16 protein-coding genes and 1 pseudogene are annotated in these 14,135 nt (G+C 70.6%); 9 read left to right on the top strand and 8 right to left on the bottom strand.

Annotated elements, in window-relative coordinates; genetic code table 11:
• The first annotated feature begins 59 nt into the window (after positions 1-59).
• Positions 60-809, top strand: coding sequence for an HXXEE domain-containing protein (locus tag KY5_RS37225; RefSeq protein WP_098246330.1), 750 nt, complete (start codon positions 60-62; stop codon positions 807-809).
• Positions 810-846: 37 nt separating this feature from the next.
• Positions 847-1,008 carry a hypothetical protein gene (locus KY5_RS41990; RefSeq protein WP_159072694.1) on the top strand — a complete coding sequence of 54 codons (162 nt, stop codon included), beginning with the start codon at positions 847-849 and terminating at the stop codon, positions 1,006-1,008.
• Positions 1,009-1,174: 166 nt separating this feature from the next.
• Here the strand turns inward: KY5_RS41990 and KY5_RS37230 are convergent, their stop codons facing one another.
• Positions 1,175-1,963, bottom strand: coding sequence for a hypothetical protein (locus KY5_RS37230; RefSeq protein ID WP_159072695.1), 789 nt, complete (start codon positions 1,961-1,963; stop codon positions 1,175-1,177).
• Between the two features lie 552 nt (positions 1,964-2,515).
• The gene (locus KY5_RS37235; RefSeq protein WP_098246332.1) at positions 2,516-2,821 is read right to left on the bottom strand and encodes a DUF1330 domain-containing protein; all 306 of its coding nucleotides are present in this window, start codon (positions 2,819-2,821) and stop codon (positions 2,516-2,518) included.
• Positions 2,822-2,979: 158 nt separating this feature from the next.
• Here KY5_RS37235 and KY5_RS37240 point away from each other — a divergent pair, with 158 nt between their 5' ends.
• Complete coding sequence (locus KY5_RS37240) at positions 2,980-3,882, top strand: LysR family transcriptional regulator (RefSeq protein ID WP_098246333.1); 903 nt, start codon at positions 2,980-2,982, stop codon at positions 3,880-3,882.
• 107 nt (positions 3,883-3,989) lie between these two features.
• Here the strand turns inward: KY5_RS37240 and KY5_RS41995 are convergent, their stop codons facing one another.
• The 5 genes from KY5_RS41995 to KY5_RS37265 all read right to left on the bottom strand — a co-directional run bounded on the left by KY5_RS41995 (position 3,990) and on the right by KY5_RS37265 (position 8,158).
• Positions 3,990-5,228, bottom strand: a complete 1,239-nt coding sequence (locus KY5_RS41995; RefSeq protein WP_159072696.1) for an MFS transporter — start codon at positions 5,226-5,228, stop codon at positions 3,990-3,992.
• The gene (locus KY5_RS41595; protein ID WP_234363050.1) at positions 5,225-5,392 is read right to left on the bottom strand and encodes a hypothetical protein; all 168 of its coding nucleotides are present in this window, start codon (positions 5,390-5,392) and stop codon (positions 5,225-5,227) included. Before KY5_RS41595 ends, KY5_RS41995 begins: the two co-directional genes overlap by 4 nt.
• Positions 5,393-5,672: 280 nt before the next feature.
• Positions 5,673-6,191, bottom strand: a complete 519-nt coding sequence (locus KY5_RS37255) for a hypothetical protein (protein ID WP_159072697.1) — start codon at positions 6,189-6,191, stop codon at positions 5,673-5,675.
• A 52-nt stretch (positions 6,192-6,243) separates the two neighbouring features.
• Positions 6,244-7,008 (bottom strand): SDR family NAD(P)-dependent oxidoreductase, encoded by a 765-nt coding sequence (locus KY5_RS37260; RefSeq protein WP_098246336.1) that lies wholly within the window; start codon positions 7,006-7,008, stop codon positions 6,244-6,246.
• Positions 7,009-7,231: 223 nt separating this feature from the next.
• Positions 7,232-8,158, bottom strand: a complete 927-nt coding sequence (locus tag KY5_RS37265) for a S1 family peptidase (RefSeq protein WP_098246337.1) — start codon at positions 8,156-8,158, stop codon at positions 7,232-7,234.
• A gap of 325 nt (positions 8,159-8,483) precedes the next feature.
• Here KY5_RS37265 and panD point away from each other — a divergent pair, with 325 nt between their 5' ends.
• The 6 genes and pseudogenes from panD to KY5_RS37295 all read left to right on the top strand — a co-directional run bounded on the left by panD (position 8,484) and on the right by KY5_RS37295 (position 12,769).
• Positions 8,484-8,900 carry an aspartate 1-decarboxylase gene (gene panD, locus KY5_RS37270; protein ID WP_098246338.1) on the top strand — a complete coding sequence of 139 codons (417 nt, stop codon included), beginning with the start codon at positions 8,484-8,486 and terminating at the stop codon, positions 8,898-8,900.
• The gene (locus KY5_RS37275; RefSeq protein WP_267894310.1) at positions 8,897-9,265 is read left to right on the top strand and encodes a GNAT family N-acetyltransferase; all 369 of its coding nucleotides are present in this window, start codon (positions 8,897-8,899) and stop codon (positions 9,263-9,265) included. Before panD ends, KY5_RS37275 begins: the two co-directional genes overlap by 4 nt.
• Positions 9,259-9,902: pseudogene (locus KY5_RS37280) on the top strand (aspartate/glutamate racemase family protein). Before KY5_RS37275 ends, KY5_RS37280 begins: the two are co-directional and overlap by 7 nt.
• Before the next feature lie 147 nt (positions 9,903-10,049).
• Positions 10,050-10,229 (top strand): hypothetical protein, encoded by a 180-nt coding sequence (locus tag KY5_RS37285; RefSeq protein ID WP_098246340.1) that lies wholly within the window; start codon positions 10,050-10,052, stop codon positions 10,227-10,229.
• A 151-nt stretch (positions 10,230-10,380) separates the two neighbouring features.
• Positions 10,381-11,361: an acetylxylan esterase gene (locus tag KY5_RS37290; RefSeq protein ID WP_098246341.1), complete on the top strand. Its 981-nt coding sequence runs from the start codon at positions 10,381-10,383 to the stop codon at positions 11,359-11,361.
• 121 nt (positions 11,362-11,482) lie between these two features.
• Complete coding sequence (locus tag KY5_RS37295; RefSeq protein ID WP_098246342.1) at positions 11,483-12,769, top strand: transglycosylase family protein; 1,287 nt, start codon at positions 11,483-11,485, stop codon at positions 12,767-12,769.
• Positions 12,770-12,799: 30 nt separating this feature from the next.
• Here the strand turns inward: KY5_RS37295 and KY5_RS37300 are convergent, their stop codons facing one another.
• On the bottom strand, positions 12,800-13,930 hold the full coding sequence (locus KY5_RS37300; RefSeq protein WP_199843407.1) for a DMT family transporter: 1,131 nt from the start codon (positions 13,928-13,930) through the stop codon (positions 12,800-12,802).
• Positions 13,931-14,135 lie beyond the last annotated feature (205 nt).

Below are 14,135 nucleotides of genomic sequence, written 5' to 3' on the forward strand. Positions count from 1 at the left end.
CGGATCCGCCCCCGAACCAACGGGTCCGAGACCCAGCCCCCTGAAAGGCGCCTCAAGGCATGTTCTCCACTTTCGATCTCGAATTCGCCTGGATCGGCCTCGGCGCCGCCGTCGTCCTCACGGTCGTCCTCCTGGCGACCGACGCGCTGCGCAGCGACCACACTCTCTCCCGGTGGAAGGACCCCTCCTGCCTGGGCTGGCTCGCCGTCGTGATGTACCTGTTCCACATCTTCGAGGAGTACGGCATCGCCGCCGACGGCGCCCGGCACGCCTTCCCCGGCTCGCTGTGCACCACGCTCGGCCTGGGCACCTATCCCGACTGCACGATCCCGACGGAGTTCTACCTCTTCGTCAACATCGGGCTGACCTGGGTCGTGGCGGTGATCTGCGCCCTGCTCGCACGCAGGTACGTGATGATGGGGTTCGCGTTCTACAGCCTCGTCATCGTGAACTGCTTCTTCCACATCGTCCCTGCGCTCGTCACCGGAACGTACAACCCGGGACTGCTGACTTCGGTCGTGATGTTCCTGCCCGCCTCGGCCTGGGTCGGCAACGTGTTCCTTAAGCACCGGGAACCGACGTTCGGAGTGGGGCGCCTCCTGGCCATCGTCGGCGTCGGCTTGGTCGTCAACGGCTCCCTGCCACTCACGATCAACCTGTTCCTGAACGATGTCATCTCCGGACCGGTACTCGACGTGCTGCAACTCGTCAACGCAGGGCTCATCCTGCTGGTCGGTGTCCTCCTCCAGAGGTCCCTGCCCCGAACCAATGCCACTGCAGCGACGACCGGCGACAGGGTCGCGCACTGAAGGGACACTCCCCCGATCCGATCGTGGAAGAACACGCATGGCCGATGACGTGGTGTGGACCGAGGAGCAGCGCGGCACGGTGTATTCAACCCGGGCGCGGGTCGATCCGGACCATCTAGCCGAGGGGCTCGGCCGGGGGCCGTGCTGCCGTGCGGCGGTGCCGCCGTTCGACGCGGCGAGCGATGCTGGGGCTGCATGAACTGGCCCCCAACAAGCCCAGGGCCAACTACGACCCGGGGTGGCGGTGGAGTGGGACCTGACTCATCACGGCCACCGGCACCTTGCCCGTGCTCCGACAGCCCTGCCTCTCGCACCTCGTGTCCCTGAGCCATCCGCGCGCGGCCCGCATCGACGGTGACGTGCTGTCACAGAGATGTGCGGGCGGTGGGGGTGCGGCCGTCGAGCGCCTGCTGAACCCGATGGGTGAACATGCGCGTCAGGATCTCCAGATGGTCGCTGTCGTATGTCCTGTTCCATTCCTCCGCATCGAGGCGGTAGGTGAATCCGACCACGACGCTGCCGACCCTGACCGCGGCCCGTACGTCATGCGATGAGTCCTTTTGTTTGTCGAAGGCATGGCTCTCGTCGCCGATGCCAGGCAGGGCCATGGAGGGAGGGTTGTCCTGTTTCGCCTTCTGGTAGGCCGATTTCGCGGCATCGACGCTCGAGAAGGGGAAGACATCGAAGACGAAGCCGTTGTTCGTCGCCGGGGCCTCGTATTGGACACGTCCACAGAACAGCGCGTCAGGTGGCGTAGGCCGGCACTGTGCCGCGGAGCCCTTGAAGATCTTCGGGCCGGATTCCTTCGTCCAGCCGCTGGGCACGGCATCCACCCCGGGAAGGACTGAAGCCACCACGGCACGATCCTTGAGGATCGGACGGCGCTGCTCATCGGCCAGCGGGTTCTCCGAGTCCGGGCCCTCTGTGCCGCTTGCGGACGTCTCGGGAGCGTGGTCTGCTCCGGCGGTGTCCTGCCGCGATGTCGTGGTGTCAGGCCCGGCGGGAGAGTCGTTCACGCCGATCGCGCGCACACCGCCGTAGACGGCGAGCGCGAGGATCCCGAGCCCCAGGACGATGAGTACCATCAGGGTGCCCGGGCCGCCTCGAGTGTTCGAGATCGTCAACGGGCCGACGGAGATGTTGTTGCCGCGCAACCGGTTGCCGCTCCCGATGACCACACTTCCGGCGGGCGCCGGTGGCTCGGGGGACGCGACGGCACTTCCAAGAGGGCGTTCAGCCCTTGTGCGAATGTCGGGTCCTCCTCGAGCGCGGCCCGCAGCGCGACGCGGAGCCGGTCAGCCGCTGTCGAGTCATCGGGGGTTTGGCCCAGCCCTGTCAGCGCGGCCTGGCCCTGCTCCGAGTCGCCCAGGCGCTCCCGCACCAGGCCGGACACCGCCTGCACCGTTTCTGTGCCGATCGCGGTTCCCGCGCCCGTGACCGCGGCCACGACGAGTTGTACCGCCGCTGACGCCAACCCTGCCGTATCCATGCGCCTCCCCCCCCGTAACAGGGCCAAGTATGGGGAGCGTTCGCCGCGAAATGAAGGTGAATGAAGGTTCTCGACCCGCCGGGCCAGAGGGGCGTGCGGTGCAGATGGCGCGCCTCGGCACCCTTGGACGAGTCAGAACCCGATGCGCGCTCCCGACCTGTCGGACAGGCCCTGAGCGGTCGACTTACGGATGGTCAGCGACGGCTGGGCCCGCCGGTCAGTGCATGCCGTCGACGATGCGGAAGTCGCGCTCGACGCCGTCGGGGAGGGCGACCAGCGCATTCTGGTACGCCTCGCTCTCGTATGCCGCGACGGCCTGTTCGAAGCTGTCGAACTCGACCAGAACGACGCGTTGCGTGATTCCGGCCTCGTGGGCGACGACGCGACCGCCACGGGACGGGATCCGGGACAGGGTGCGACCGCCCCCGGCCTGGACCGCCGGACCGGCCAGCTCGTCGTAGGCAGCCAGCCCCTCAGGGTCGGAAACGGCGGGGTAGACACTGACCCAGTAGCCCTTGGCCACGGCAACCTCCTGTGTTCGGCCGGACACGGCCGACTTCGCATGGACACTCGGATCGATCGATCCCGGCATGCGCAGGCTAGGGCTTGATGTGCGGCCGAGGGAAAGACCGGTACGCAATAGACTCAGAACGGATCGTTATCAATCGGCGGGGAGGGCACGTGGCGCCGGACACGGTGAGCCTGCGGTACTTTCTGGTGCTGGCGCAGGAGTTGAACTTCACCCGCGCGGCCGCACACATCGGAATCGCACAGCCCGCACTCAGCGCCCGGATGCGCCGATTGGAGACGGAACTCGGTACGGCACTGCTGGTCCGCAACACCCGTAGCGTCGTATTGACCGCGGCCGGTGCGGCTTTGGCCGAGTCCGCGCCGCCCGCGCTGGCGGCGCTGGACCGGGCGTGGGACACCGCCCGGAGCGCGGCGGCCGGTGAATTGGGCACGCTCCGCATCGGATACAGCCTCAGCACCGGGGCCGAGACGGTACCGGCCCTGGTGGACAGGCTGATGCGCGGCGCCGGCGGACTCGAGGTCGGCGCGGTCCCGATGGCGACACCGGAGATCTCCCCTGCGGTCGCCGAAGGCCGCATCGATGCCGGGATCACCCGCGGTGAACAACCGGGCCGTGATGTGCGCCGGTTCCTGCTGCGGCGAGCGCGCATCGGCGTCCAGCTGGCGCAGCACCATCCGCTGGCCGAACACCCGGAGATCGAGATCGCCGACGCGGCCGCGTATCCGCTGCGACTCCCGGACCGTACGGCCAACCCCGTCATCCATGATCAGCTGTCCGCGCTGTTCCGAGACATCCGACCACACCCCCGGTTCCACACGCCCGCGGTCTCTTTCGACATGTCGCAGCGCGACCTGCGCGACGGGGTCACCCTCGCCCCCGCCGGAGAAGCCGCCGCCACGGCACAACCGGCCGGTCTCACCTGGCGACCGCTGCGAGGCGCGCCCGGCCTGACGATCCACCTGGTCCTCCCACGCGAGCAGTCGCCGCTGCACCGCCGCATCCGGGCCGTCGCCAAAACCCTGTCGCACGAGCTGCACTGGCTGCCGGACTGACGCGCGAGGGGCAAAGCGGATCAGTATCCGATCACGCCCCCGGGCCGGGCCGGGCCGGGCCGGTCCGAGTCGTATGTCGTACGTCGTACACCGCGGCGACGTCCTCGTCATGGGGCGGCGACGTGCAAGGTGCGGATCGGGGTGAGGGCGAGGCGTAGTGGCGGCAGGACGAGCAGGCAGGCGCCGATGAGCAAGGTGGTGTGCAGGCCCAGGGTGGTGGCGGCGTAGCCCGCGAGGAGCGCGGAGAAGGGGCGCAGCCCGAACGCCGTCCACTGTCCGGTCGCCTGCATGCGGCCTTGCATGTCGGGCGCGCAGGCTTGCTGGCGGACGGTGCGCTGGGTCAGGCCGTGCGTGACCGCGCCGAAGAGTTGGAGGAACAGACCGCATCCGATGGTGAGTTGGCCGGTCAGGCCGGGGTGAGCCACGAGGAGCGGTATCTGGCCGGTCGGTGTGAGGACGAGGGCTGTGATCATGACAGGGCCGGCGCCATGGCGGGTGGTGAGGCGCGGGGTGGTGAGGGAGGCGAGGAAGCCTCCGCTCGCGCCGACGCTCATCACGAGCGCGAACGCCTGTGGTGACCAGTGCAGTTCGCGGATCAGATAGACCACCCAGATCGCGTTGGTTCCGGCCAGGACGGTGGAGACGATCGCGTTCGTGGTCACGAGCGGGCCGATGACGGGGTGGCGCCAGGTGTAGGCGAGGCCGGCCCGGATCTCGTCGCGCAGGCTCCGCTCGGTGGTGGGCTGTTCGGTCATGGTCTCGGGGGCGCGGATGCGCAGGGTGCACCAGGCGGTGACGAGGTAGGTGAGCGCGTCCGCGGCGACCGCGCGGGCGGCGCCGATCACGCCGATGAGCACTCCGGCGAGGGCCGGGCCGCCGATGTCGGCCAGCGTGTTGGCACTCGCCAGCTTGGCGTTGGCCTCCATGAGCCGGTGGGAGGGCAGGAGTTGTGGAATGTAGGACAGGCTCGCGGCCGAGCCGACCACGTGACAGGAGCCGACCACGAACGCCGCGACCCACAGGTGCGTGAAGGTCAGGGTGGCGTACGAAGCGGCAAGCGGAATGGACCCCATGGCTAGCGCGCAGATCAGGCTCGTCACCATCATCGGGGGGCGTTTCCGCACGCGGTCGCACCAGGCACCGGCCGGCAGCGAGAACAGCAGCGGTGGCGTCTTCTGCACGGCCGCCAGGACGGCGGCCTCCCACGTCGTGGCGTGCAGGCTCACGACCGCGACCAGAGGGATGGCGACCGAGCTGAGGGAGGAACCCAGTACGTCGCTGGCCTGGCCCGTCCAGTACAGGCGGAAGTCGCGGTGGCGCCACAGGCTCGCTTCTGCGGGTGTCACGTCCGGCCGCCCGCCGCTGTGCCGTGGGCGAAGGGGGTGAAGGAGGTGGAGGGGGTGAAGTGCGCGGGCGTGTGGTCGATGGGCAGGTCGGGACGCCACGCCGTGAGGGGGTGGCGTTGGCCGTAGACGGTCCAGGCGTGGGCGTTGACGTCCTCGGTGGGCACGGTGCCTCCTGGGAGGGTGGGATGCGGTTCAGGTGTGCGTGCTGAGGCATCAACTCCCTCCACTGGGCCATGTCGTGGACGGCCCACATGTCGTGTTCGGAGGGATCGAGGCGGATCCGCCGCAACTGATCGGCCGTCAGCCGGCCTGTGTCGAAGCCGGGTCCGGCGATCAAGAGGGTGGATGTCGCGTACTGGCCGCCCAGGCATTCGGCGGCGCGGGCGGCGATGGTTCCGGAGTCGAAACAACCGGTGAGGGGGGGAGAGACCGTGGTGGCCGGGTTCATGGGGCGGGAGAGTCCAGGGCGTCGTCCATGGCGGCGACGAACGCGCCCAGGGCATCAGCTTCCTTGGCCGGTTCGCGTGGGCCGCTGTGCAGCGCGGGTTCGGGGTAGTGCAGGTGCAGGTGACCGCCGAAGATCGTGGTGGCTCGCTCGGTGGCGCGCTGAATGCCGGTGAAGACCGTCTCCGTGCTGTAGCGGGGGCGGTAGATGAGCAGCCGGGCAACCTCACGCGGGCTCAGGGAGCGGGCGTGCTGCGCGAAGTCGGCCATGTCCCACGATCCGTGGAGCGTCGTGGCGTCGCGGGCGACATGCAGCGGGGAGATCCCGCACGGCCCGGCGTTCACACGGACAGGCACGTCGGGTGCGGTCTCGGCCAGGACGTGGTCAAGGGGCCACTGCCCGGCAAGGACGCTGGCCACGTCGAAGTCAGCGTCATCGCAGCCGCGCTCGCCACCGACGATCTGCCCCGGCGCGGCCCATGGTGGAGTGCCGCTGCCCGTGCCAGTCCTCGCAAGCACCTCCCGCGTGTGGTGAACGCGCGCCCCGCTGGCAACCGTCCGGCGCGGGCGGTCACAGGTTGGCGCCGCCCGTGACGTCGACCTTGGCGCCGGTGATCCAGCGCGCGTCGTCCGACGCGAGGAAGGCGACCGCGTCGGCGATGTCCGGGACCTCGCCGACCCGGCCGAGGGCGGTCAGGCCGATGGTGTGCTCCAGGTGCGCCGGGTCGGCCAGCGCCGAGGCGGTCATGTCGGTGTGGGTGTAGCCGACCGCGACGGAGTTGACGGTGATGCCGCGCGGTCCGAGGTGTTTGGCCAACGTGTGGCTGAACACGTCGAGCGCGCCCTTGGTGAGCGGATACCCGATGCCGTGGGCCGATGCGGCGCGGGTGGAGACGGACGAGATGTTGATGATCCGGCCGCCGTCGCGCAGCCGCGGCAAGAGCCGCTGGGTGAGGAAGAACGGCGCCTTCACGTTGACCGCGACCATCCGGTCGAACTCCTCGGGGGTGAGGATCTCGATCGGCCGCCCCATGATGTTGAGCCCCGCGTTGTGGACGAGGATGTCGATCGCCGACTCGCCGTACGAGTGCAGGGCGGCGTCCAGGCCGTCCGTGAGCGTGTCCACGTCTCCGGGTACGCCTAGTTCGGCGCGCACGACGAAGGCGCGGCCGCCGGCCTCGGCGATGGCCGCGGCGGTCTCCTTGGCGGCCTTCTCGTTCCTGCCGTAGTGCACGGCGACCAGGGCGCCGTCGTGGGCCAGGCGTTCGGCGATGCCCCGCCCGATGCCCCGGCTGGCGCCGGTGACCAGGGCGACCTTGCCGCTGAGGTTTCCCATGTGCACTCCTCGGTCGTGCCGTACGAACCTTTCTCTCACTCCAAGTTAGGTTAGCCTAACTAGCATGTGTCTCTCAGGGGTGGTCGCGTGACGGGCCATCAAAGTCCGCCTCCCTAACGGAGTTCGGGCGCCGGGCAGCATGGAAGAGGGCTCCCGGACCGCTCGGGTTCCGGGAGCCCTCACTCATGTGCGGTCGCCAGGGCGGCCTTGGCGAGCGGACCTGCTACTTCGTGCCGGCGGGCGAGCGGTGCTTCTGCGCCAGGGCGGGCTTGGGCAGGGTGCAGCCGGGGCGGTTCAGGTCGATCTTGTTGCCGGCGCCGACGCAGGGAACGATGATGTAGGTCTGCTGGGCGTAGCCGATGCTGGGCCGGACGGTGACCTTGCCGTTCTCGTCGACCTCGCACGGGTTGTTGTCCGTGCAGCGCTGGCCGCTCTCATTGATGGTGTTGTTGACGGCGACGACCTTGCCGGTGGCGTCGTCGATCACCGGCGATCCCGAGGTGCCGCCGATGACCTGGCAGGGCTGGGTGTAGCGGAGCGAGTCCTTCCAGGTCCACTGGCCTTCCTTCAGGCGGTACGCGAAGCCGTCCGTGTTGCACCGGTACATCCGCTTCCAGTAGCCGGAGGCGACCGTGATGGCCCGGCCCGTCTGCGGGTGCGCGGCGTCCAGGTCGAGGGCCTTGATGCCGTAGCGGCTCTCGATGTCGCTGTAGGTGCTGGTCAGTTCGTACACGGAGACGTCGGTGTCGGTCATCGTGCCGTACGCGATCTTGCTGGCGCGCACGGTGCCGAGGCTGCCGCCGCTGGCGTTCAGGAGCGTGAAGCTACGGCTCGAGGCCCGGTTGACGATGACCTGCCCGGCACTGGGGAAGCCTGTCTCCAGGCAGTGGCCGTTGGAGAGCACGAGCGCCTTGTCCGTGGGCTGCGAGCTGGGCACGCGCACCAGGGAGCCCGAGCAGTTGCTCAGCGCCACGGTACCCGCGAAGGTCACAGCCTTCGCCTTCACCTTCGCCTGGGGCGCCGTGGCGGGTCTCGCCGCGGCCGTGCCTTTGCTGGAAACCGGCGCCTCGTTGCTCACGGCGGACGCGGGTATCGCCGTCGCGCCGAGGAGCAGCGCGGTGAAGACGGCACCAACGAGAGGCTTGTTCATGTGGGGTTCCCCTCTGATGACTGTGTGACCGAAGGTCCTTCGGTTTTGTCATGCGCATTTTTGGGGCAACCCACTGCCAGGGCAAGACCGCGTGCTCTCAAGTACGCGAGTGACACGCCTTCTTGGGCGCACGGCCGCCGGGAAAGGGGCTTTCCGGCCGTCCAGATGTCTGCGTGACGGTGATCACGGACGTTCTTCGGGGGCGCTGCGTAGGCTTGAGCCGTCGCCACGATGGCTGCCCGAACGTGCGACTCGATGTAGCGTCTGAAGTTAGCCCTTGACCTGCAAAAAGGCAGGCAGGGAGCCTGCTCGTGGGAGTACTCCGATGTTCCGTACCATGTTCAAGTCCAAGATCCATCGCGCCACGGTGACCCAGGCCGACCTGCACTACGTGGGATCCGTCACCATCGACGCCGACCTCCTCGACGCCGCCGACCTGCTGCCGGGCGAGCTCGTCCACATCGTCGACATCACCAATGGCGCGCGTCTGGAGACGTACACCATCGAGGGCGAGCGCGGCAGCGGTGTCATCGGCATCAACGGCGCGGCCGCGCACCTCGTGCACCCCGGCGATAAGGTGATCATCATCAGCTACGCCCAGGTCGAGGACGCCGAGGCGCGGGCGCTGCGCCCCCGCGTCGTGCACGTCGACGAGGGCAACCGCATCGTGTCCCTGGGTGCCGATCCGGCCGAGCCCGTGCCCGGCGACGACGGGCAGGCGCGGAGTCCGCTGAGCCTGTGAGGCGCCCACGGCGTGAGGAGAGTGCGATGACCGAGATCAAGGACGATCGGGCCCGGGGTGTGCTCGAAGCACGTGAGGGCGGTGAAGTCGTCGGTCACGTCGTCTACTTCACGCTGGACGAGCCCGAGGCCGCCCTCGTGCCGGTGCACACCGAAGTGGACTCCGCGCACGAGGGCAAGGGCATCGCCGGGGCGCTGGCCACCGAGCTCTACGCCATCGCCGGGCGGGAGGGCTTCGCGGTCGTGCCCCTGTGCCCGTACGTCGCGAAGTGGGCCGAGCGCCACCCCGACCAGGCGCCCGCCGCGTCGGACGCGCTGCTCAGGGCCGCCCTGGACAAGGTCAGGACGGACCCGTCGGCATGGTGACGCTCGGTCTTCTGCACACGTCACCGGTGCACGTGCCGGTCTTCGACGCCCTGCGGGACGCGCACCGTCCCGCGCTCGAACTGCGGCACTACGTGGACGAGTCGCTCCTCGAACGCGCGCGTCGGGAGGGCCCGGACGCGGTGGCCGCCGACGTGCGGGCCGCGCTCGACCAGGCCGTGGCGGACGGTGCGGGCGCCGTGCTCTGTACCTGCTCCACCATCGGCGGTGTCGCCGAGACCGTGGGTGCGGACGGCCTTCCCGTGCTGCGCGTCGACCGGCCCATGGCCGCGGAGGCGGTCGCGGCGGGGCGGCGGATCGTCGTCCTTGCCACGGTGGAGTCCACGCTGGGTCCCACCGTGGCACTCGTCGAGGAGGAGGCGCGGCGCGCCGGGCGTACCGCTGAGGTGCGTCCCGTCCTGGTGGAGGGCGCCTGGGACCTGTTCGAGGCGGGCGATACCGATGGGTACGCGCGTTCGATTGCGCAGGCCGTCGCGGCGGTCGACGGCGCCGACGCGATCGTGCTCGCGCAGGCGTCGATGGCGGTGGCGGAGGACCTCGTGCGGGCGGCGGGGGAGCGGGGGCGCCCGTGCTCTCCAGCCCCGGGCCCGGGTTCTCGGCGGCGGCGCGGCTGGTGTGAGGGTTCTGCCGATGCCGATGGCACGGGCGTGGCCTGGTTCGGACCGCGTCCGCCCGCGCGGGCTCGGTCGAATGATGGAAGGCTTGGGAGCGGGGGCCTCGGGTACGCGGGGGTGAAGCCGACTGAACCACTGGCTGGAGGACCGCAATGACCCATCCGTATCCCGATCCCGCGCCGCCGAAGCCGCTGCCGGACCCGGACCGGCCGTTCCCCGATCCGGATCCCGTGCCGAGGCCCGAGCCGCTGCCCTCGCCCGAGCCGTCGCCGATCCCGCAGCCGCCGGGTCCCGAGCCGACGCCGGAGCCGCAGCCGGGGCCCATTTCCTGATTCCTGAGGTGTTGCCGACACCTTTCGGGGGCGGGCGGGGATCGGTCCCGCCCGCCCCCGCCCCCGCCCCCCGCCGAATCGCCCGTGACCCGTGGCGCGCTCCCGGCGTAGCGTGGCTCGTCCGAGTCCACGTACCGAGGAGGAGCCGCCCGTGCCCCATTTCGACCTGCCTCTCGACGAACTACGCCGCTACCGGCCCGAGTTGACCGAGCCCGACGACTTCGACGCCTTCTGGGAGAAGAGCCTCCTCGAAGCGCGCCAGTTCGACCTCGACGCCCGCTTCGAGCCCGTGCGGCTGCCCCTGCCGGGTGTGAGTGTGTTCGATGTGACGTATGCGGGTTTCGGCGGGCATCCGATCAAGGGATGGCTGGTTCTGCCCGCGGGGGCCACGGCCGACGAGCCGTTGCCCGCCGTCGTCGAGTACATCGGCTACGGAGGCGGGCGTGGCCTCGCGCACATGCACCTGCTGTGGGCCGCCGCCGGGTTCGCGCACTTCGTGATGGACACCAGGGGGCAGGGCAGCGGGGGATGGGCGCAGGGTGACACCCCCGATCCGGTGGGCAGCGGGCCCGCGCACCCCGGGTATCTCACCCGTGGCATCGAGGACCCGCACGCGTACTACTACCGGCGCGTCTTCGTCGACGCGGTGCGGGCGGTGGAGGCGGTCCGCGCCCACCCCCTGGTGGACGCCGGGCGGATCGCCGCGCTCGGCGCGAGTCAGGGCGGCGGGATCACCCTCGCGGTCGCCGGACTCGTCCCCGACCTCACCGCCATCGCGCCCGACGTGCCGTTCCTCTGCGACTTCCCGCGTGCGGCCACCCTCACCGACCGGCCTCCGTACAGCGAGATCGGGCTCTACCTGAAGGCGCGCAGGGGCGGTGAGGAGCGGGTCTTCCAGACCTTGTCGTACTTCGACGGCGTGCACTTCGCCACCCGGGGCCGGGCGCCCGCGCTGTTCTCCGCGGCGCTGCAGGACATGACGTGCCCGCCGTCGACGGTGTTCGCCGCCTTCAACGCGTACGCGGGGCGGGAGCGTTCGATGGAGGTGTATTCCTTCAACGATCACGAGGGCGGCGGCCCCTACCAGCAGGGAGTGCAACTGCGGTGGCTGTCCGACCACTTGAGGCAGTGAGCTGTTCAACTCCAGTCCCGTGTCACGGTCTTGTCAGCCCTCGGTGGGACCCGCTAGCTTGCGGGCTTGTCGTGTGTCCGAGGTGTGCAATCCGTGATGACGTGTGTCTGAGGGGGCTCCCATGGCCGTACGTGGTCGGCACCGCCGGTACCAGCCGAACCGCATCAACCGCGCGTCGCTGACCGTCACGGCGGGCGGCGCGGGCATGGCGCTCCCGCTGACCGTCGCGGGCACCGCGGGCGCCGCCGACGTCGACACCTGGAACAAGGTCGCGGCCTGCGAGTCCACCAACAACTGGAGCATCAACACCGGCAACGGCTACTACGGCGGGCTCCAGTTCACGCAGTCCACGTGGGAGGCGTACGGCGGCACGGCCTACGCCTCGCGCGCGGACCGGGCCACCAAGGCCCAGCAGATCGCCGTCGCCGAGAAGGTCCTCGACGCGCAGGGCCCCGGCGCCTGGCCGGTCTGCTCGGGCAAGGCCGGGCTGACGCGCGGCGGCGGCACCCCGGACGTGACCCCGGACGCGGCCCCCGTCGTCGCGCCGAAGAAGGCGAAGCCGAAGCGTGACGTCAGGGACGTCAAGCCGGAGGTGACCCCGCAGTCCGCGGCGGGCAGCGCCGAGATGTACACGGTGGTGCGCGGCGACACCCTCTCGGGGATCGCCACCGACCGGCGGGTCAGGGGCGGCTGGCAGCAGCTCTACGACACGAACCGCCGCGTCATCGGCGGCGACCCCGACCTGATCACCCCCGGGCAGCGGCTCTCCGTGCACGGCCACGGCAAGCGGCCCGCGTCCGACGGCACGGCACGTGAGCGGGAGAAGGCCGAGCAGCGCCGGGCCGAGGCGAAGAAGGAGGCCGCGGCCAAGGAGCGGGCCAAGGAACGGGCCAAGGAACGGGCCAAGGACGCCGCTCGGGAGAAGGCCAAGGAGAAGCCCAGGCAAGCGCCCAAGGAGAAGCCGAAGGAGAGGCACAAGGAGCAGGCCAGGCCCGCCACTTCGGCCGCCGCCTTCGCCCCCGTGGCCGCCTCCCCCAGCACGCCCTACCGCGCGGCGGGCGGCTCCTGGTCGAAGGGCTACCACACGGGCGTCGACTTCCCCGTGAGCACCGGCACTTCGGTGAAGTCGGTCGCCGCGGGCCACGTCGTCTCCGCGGGCTGGGGCGGCAGTTACGGCTACCAGGTGGTCATCCGGCACGCGGACGGCAAGTACAGCCAGTACGGCCACCTCTCCGCGCTCTCCGTGAAGGCCGGTCAGAAGGTGGGCGCCGGGCAGCGCATCGCGCGCTCCGGATCCACCGGCAACAGCACGGGCCCGCATCTGCACTTCGAGGTGCGGACGGGGCCCGGCTTCGGTTCCGACATCGACCCGCTGGCGTATCTGCGGGCGCGGGGCGTGCGCATCTGACGTGGTTCCGGCCGCCCGGGTGCCCGAGGGTCAGGACCCGATCCGCTGCCCCTTGTGCAGCGGGTACCGGGGCACGGTCCCGCGGCGCGTGCGGATCGTGGCGTGCTGTGCCGGGAGCGCGGGCAGCGGGCGGCTCTCCGCCGGCGGCCTCGGCACGGGCGCCGATGCCCGGCCGGGAGCCTCCTGCGAGGTGCCCTCACCGGTGTCGGCGGCCCGTATCGGCACGGTGTCCGCGGTGGCCGTGGGCGCCGCGTCCCGCGCGGTCACGGGCGTGGTCTCCGGCGCCGTCACGGGGCCCTCGGCCACCGTCACGCTCCGTACCGCCGCGGTGTCCCCGAGCCGCTCCGTGGTCAGCAGGATCAGGCCGCCCGCGGCGACGACCCCGCAGCCGAGCGCGATGACGGTGCCCGCGGTGCCGTAGCGGAAGGATTCACCGAACAGTGTGAGACCGACGGCCGCGGCGACGACCGGGTTGACGACCGTCACCGTCGACAGCGGCGCCGCGAGTCCCGCGCCCCGGTAGGACGCCTGCGAGATCAGCACACCGGCCGCCGCGAGCACCGCGATCACACCGAGGCTCGGGAGCTGCTCGACCAGCGCGACGTCCCGGTCCCAGTCGACCGCCACGGTCTTGGTGAACACCGAGGCGATGCCGAACGCCGCACCGGCCGCGCAGGCCAGGAGCACGCTGCGCACCACCGGGTGACGGTGCGCCGCGTGCGCGGCCACCATCAGGGCCAGCACGCCGCCGCCGGTGATGAGCGCGAGCATCATGCGCTCGGCCGCGTCCAGGCTCCCCGAGCCGGAGGCCGAGGTCAGGGAGAGCAGTCCCGCGAGGCCCACCGTCGCCATGATCGCGCCGCGCCACGCGGTGGCCCCGGCCTTCCTGCCGACGAAGAGTGCCGCCATCGGCAGGGCGAAGACGATGGTCAGGGCGCCCAGCGGCTGCACCAGGCTGAGCGGTCCGTAGGCGAGGGCCACCACGTGCAGCAGCGCGCCCAGGCCGTTGAGGCCGATCGCGGTCCACCAGACACCGCGGCGCAGCGGCGCGTACCGCCGGTCCGGCGTGGACGTCGCCACGCGCTCCTGGAGGATCGCACCGCCCGCGTACGCCACGGCGGAGACGAGGGAGAGCGCCACGGACAGCGCGAGCGCACTCATGAGGTGCTCCGCGGTGTGCGGTACGCGCGGTGATCCCGGCGGGACGAACGGTCGGCTTCCATGGTTACAACGATGCCTCGCGAAGCGCCCCGCGTCGTCGTACCTGAGCACGCATTGGGTCCTACTACCGATGGAGTACGACCAGGTCCCCTCCTCCCCTGGAGGGGGTAGCCCCTAGGGACGGAAGTCGCGGACCCGGAGGCCG

This window comes from Streptomyces formicae (assembly GCF_002556545.1).
Taxonomy (GTDB): domain Bacteria; phylum Actinomycetota; class Actinomycetes; order Streptomycetales; family Streptomycetaceae; genus Streptomyces; species Streptomyces formicae_A.

Excerpts from the sequence above, each read along its gene's own strand:
- KY5_RS37225 (WP_098246330.1), top strand. The coding sequence starts at position 60 with ATGTTCTCCACTTTCGATCTCGAATTCGCCTGGATCGGCCTCGGCGCC.
- KY5_RS41990 (WP_159072694.1), top strand. The coding sequence starts at position 847 with ATGGCCGATGACGTGGTGTGGACCGAGGAGCAGCGCGGCACGGTGTAT.
- KY5_RS37260 (WP_098246336.1), bottom strand. The coding sequence starts at position 7,008 with ATGGGAAACCTCAGCGGCAAGGTCGCCCTGGTCACCGGCGCCAGCCGG.
- KY5_RS37265 (WP_098246337.1), bottom strand. The coding sequence starts at position 8,158 with ATGAACAAGCCTCTCGTTGGTGCCGTCTTCACCGCGCTGCTCCTCGGC.
- panD (WP_098246338.1), top strand. The coding sequence starts at position 8,484 with ATGTTCCGTACCATGTTCAAGTCCAAGATCCATCGCGCCACGGTGACC.
- KY5_RS37285 (WP_098246340.1), top strand. The coding sequence starts at position 10,050 with ATGACCCATCCGTATCCCGATCCCGCGCCGCCGAAGCCGCTGCCGGAC.
- KY5_RS37295 (WP_098246342.1), top strand. The coding sequence starts at position 11,483 with ATGGCCGTACGTGGTCGGCACCGCCGGTACCAGCCGAACCGCATCAAC.
- KY5_RS37300 (WP_199843407.1), bottom strand. The coding sequence starts at position 13,930 with ATGAGTGCGCTCGCGCTGTCCGTGGCGCTCTCCCTCGTCTCCGCCGTG.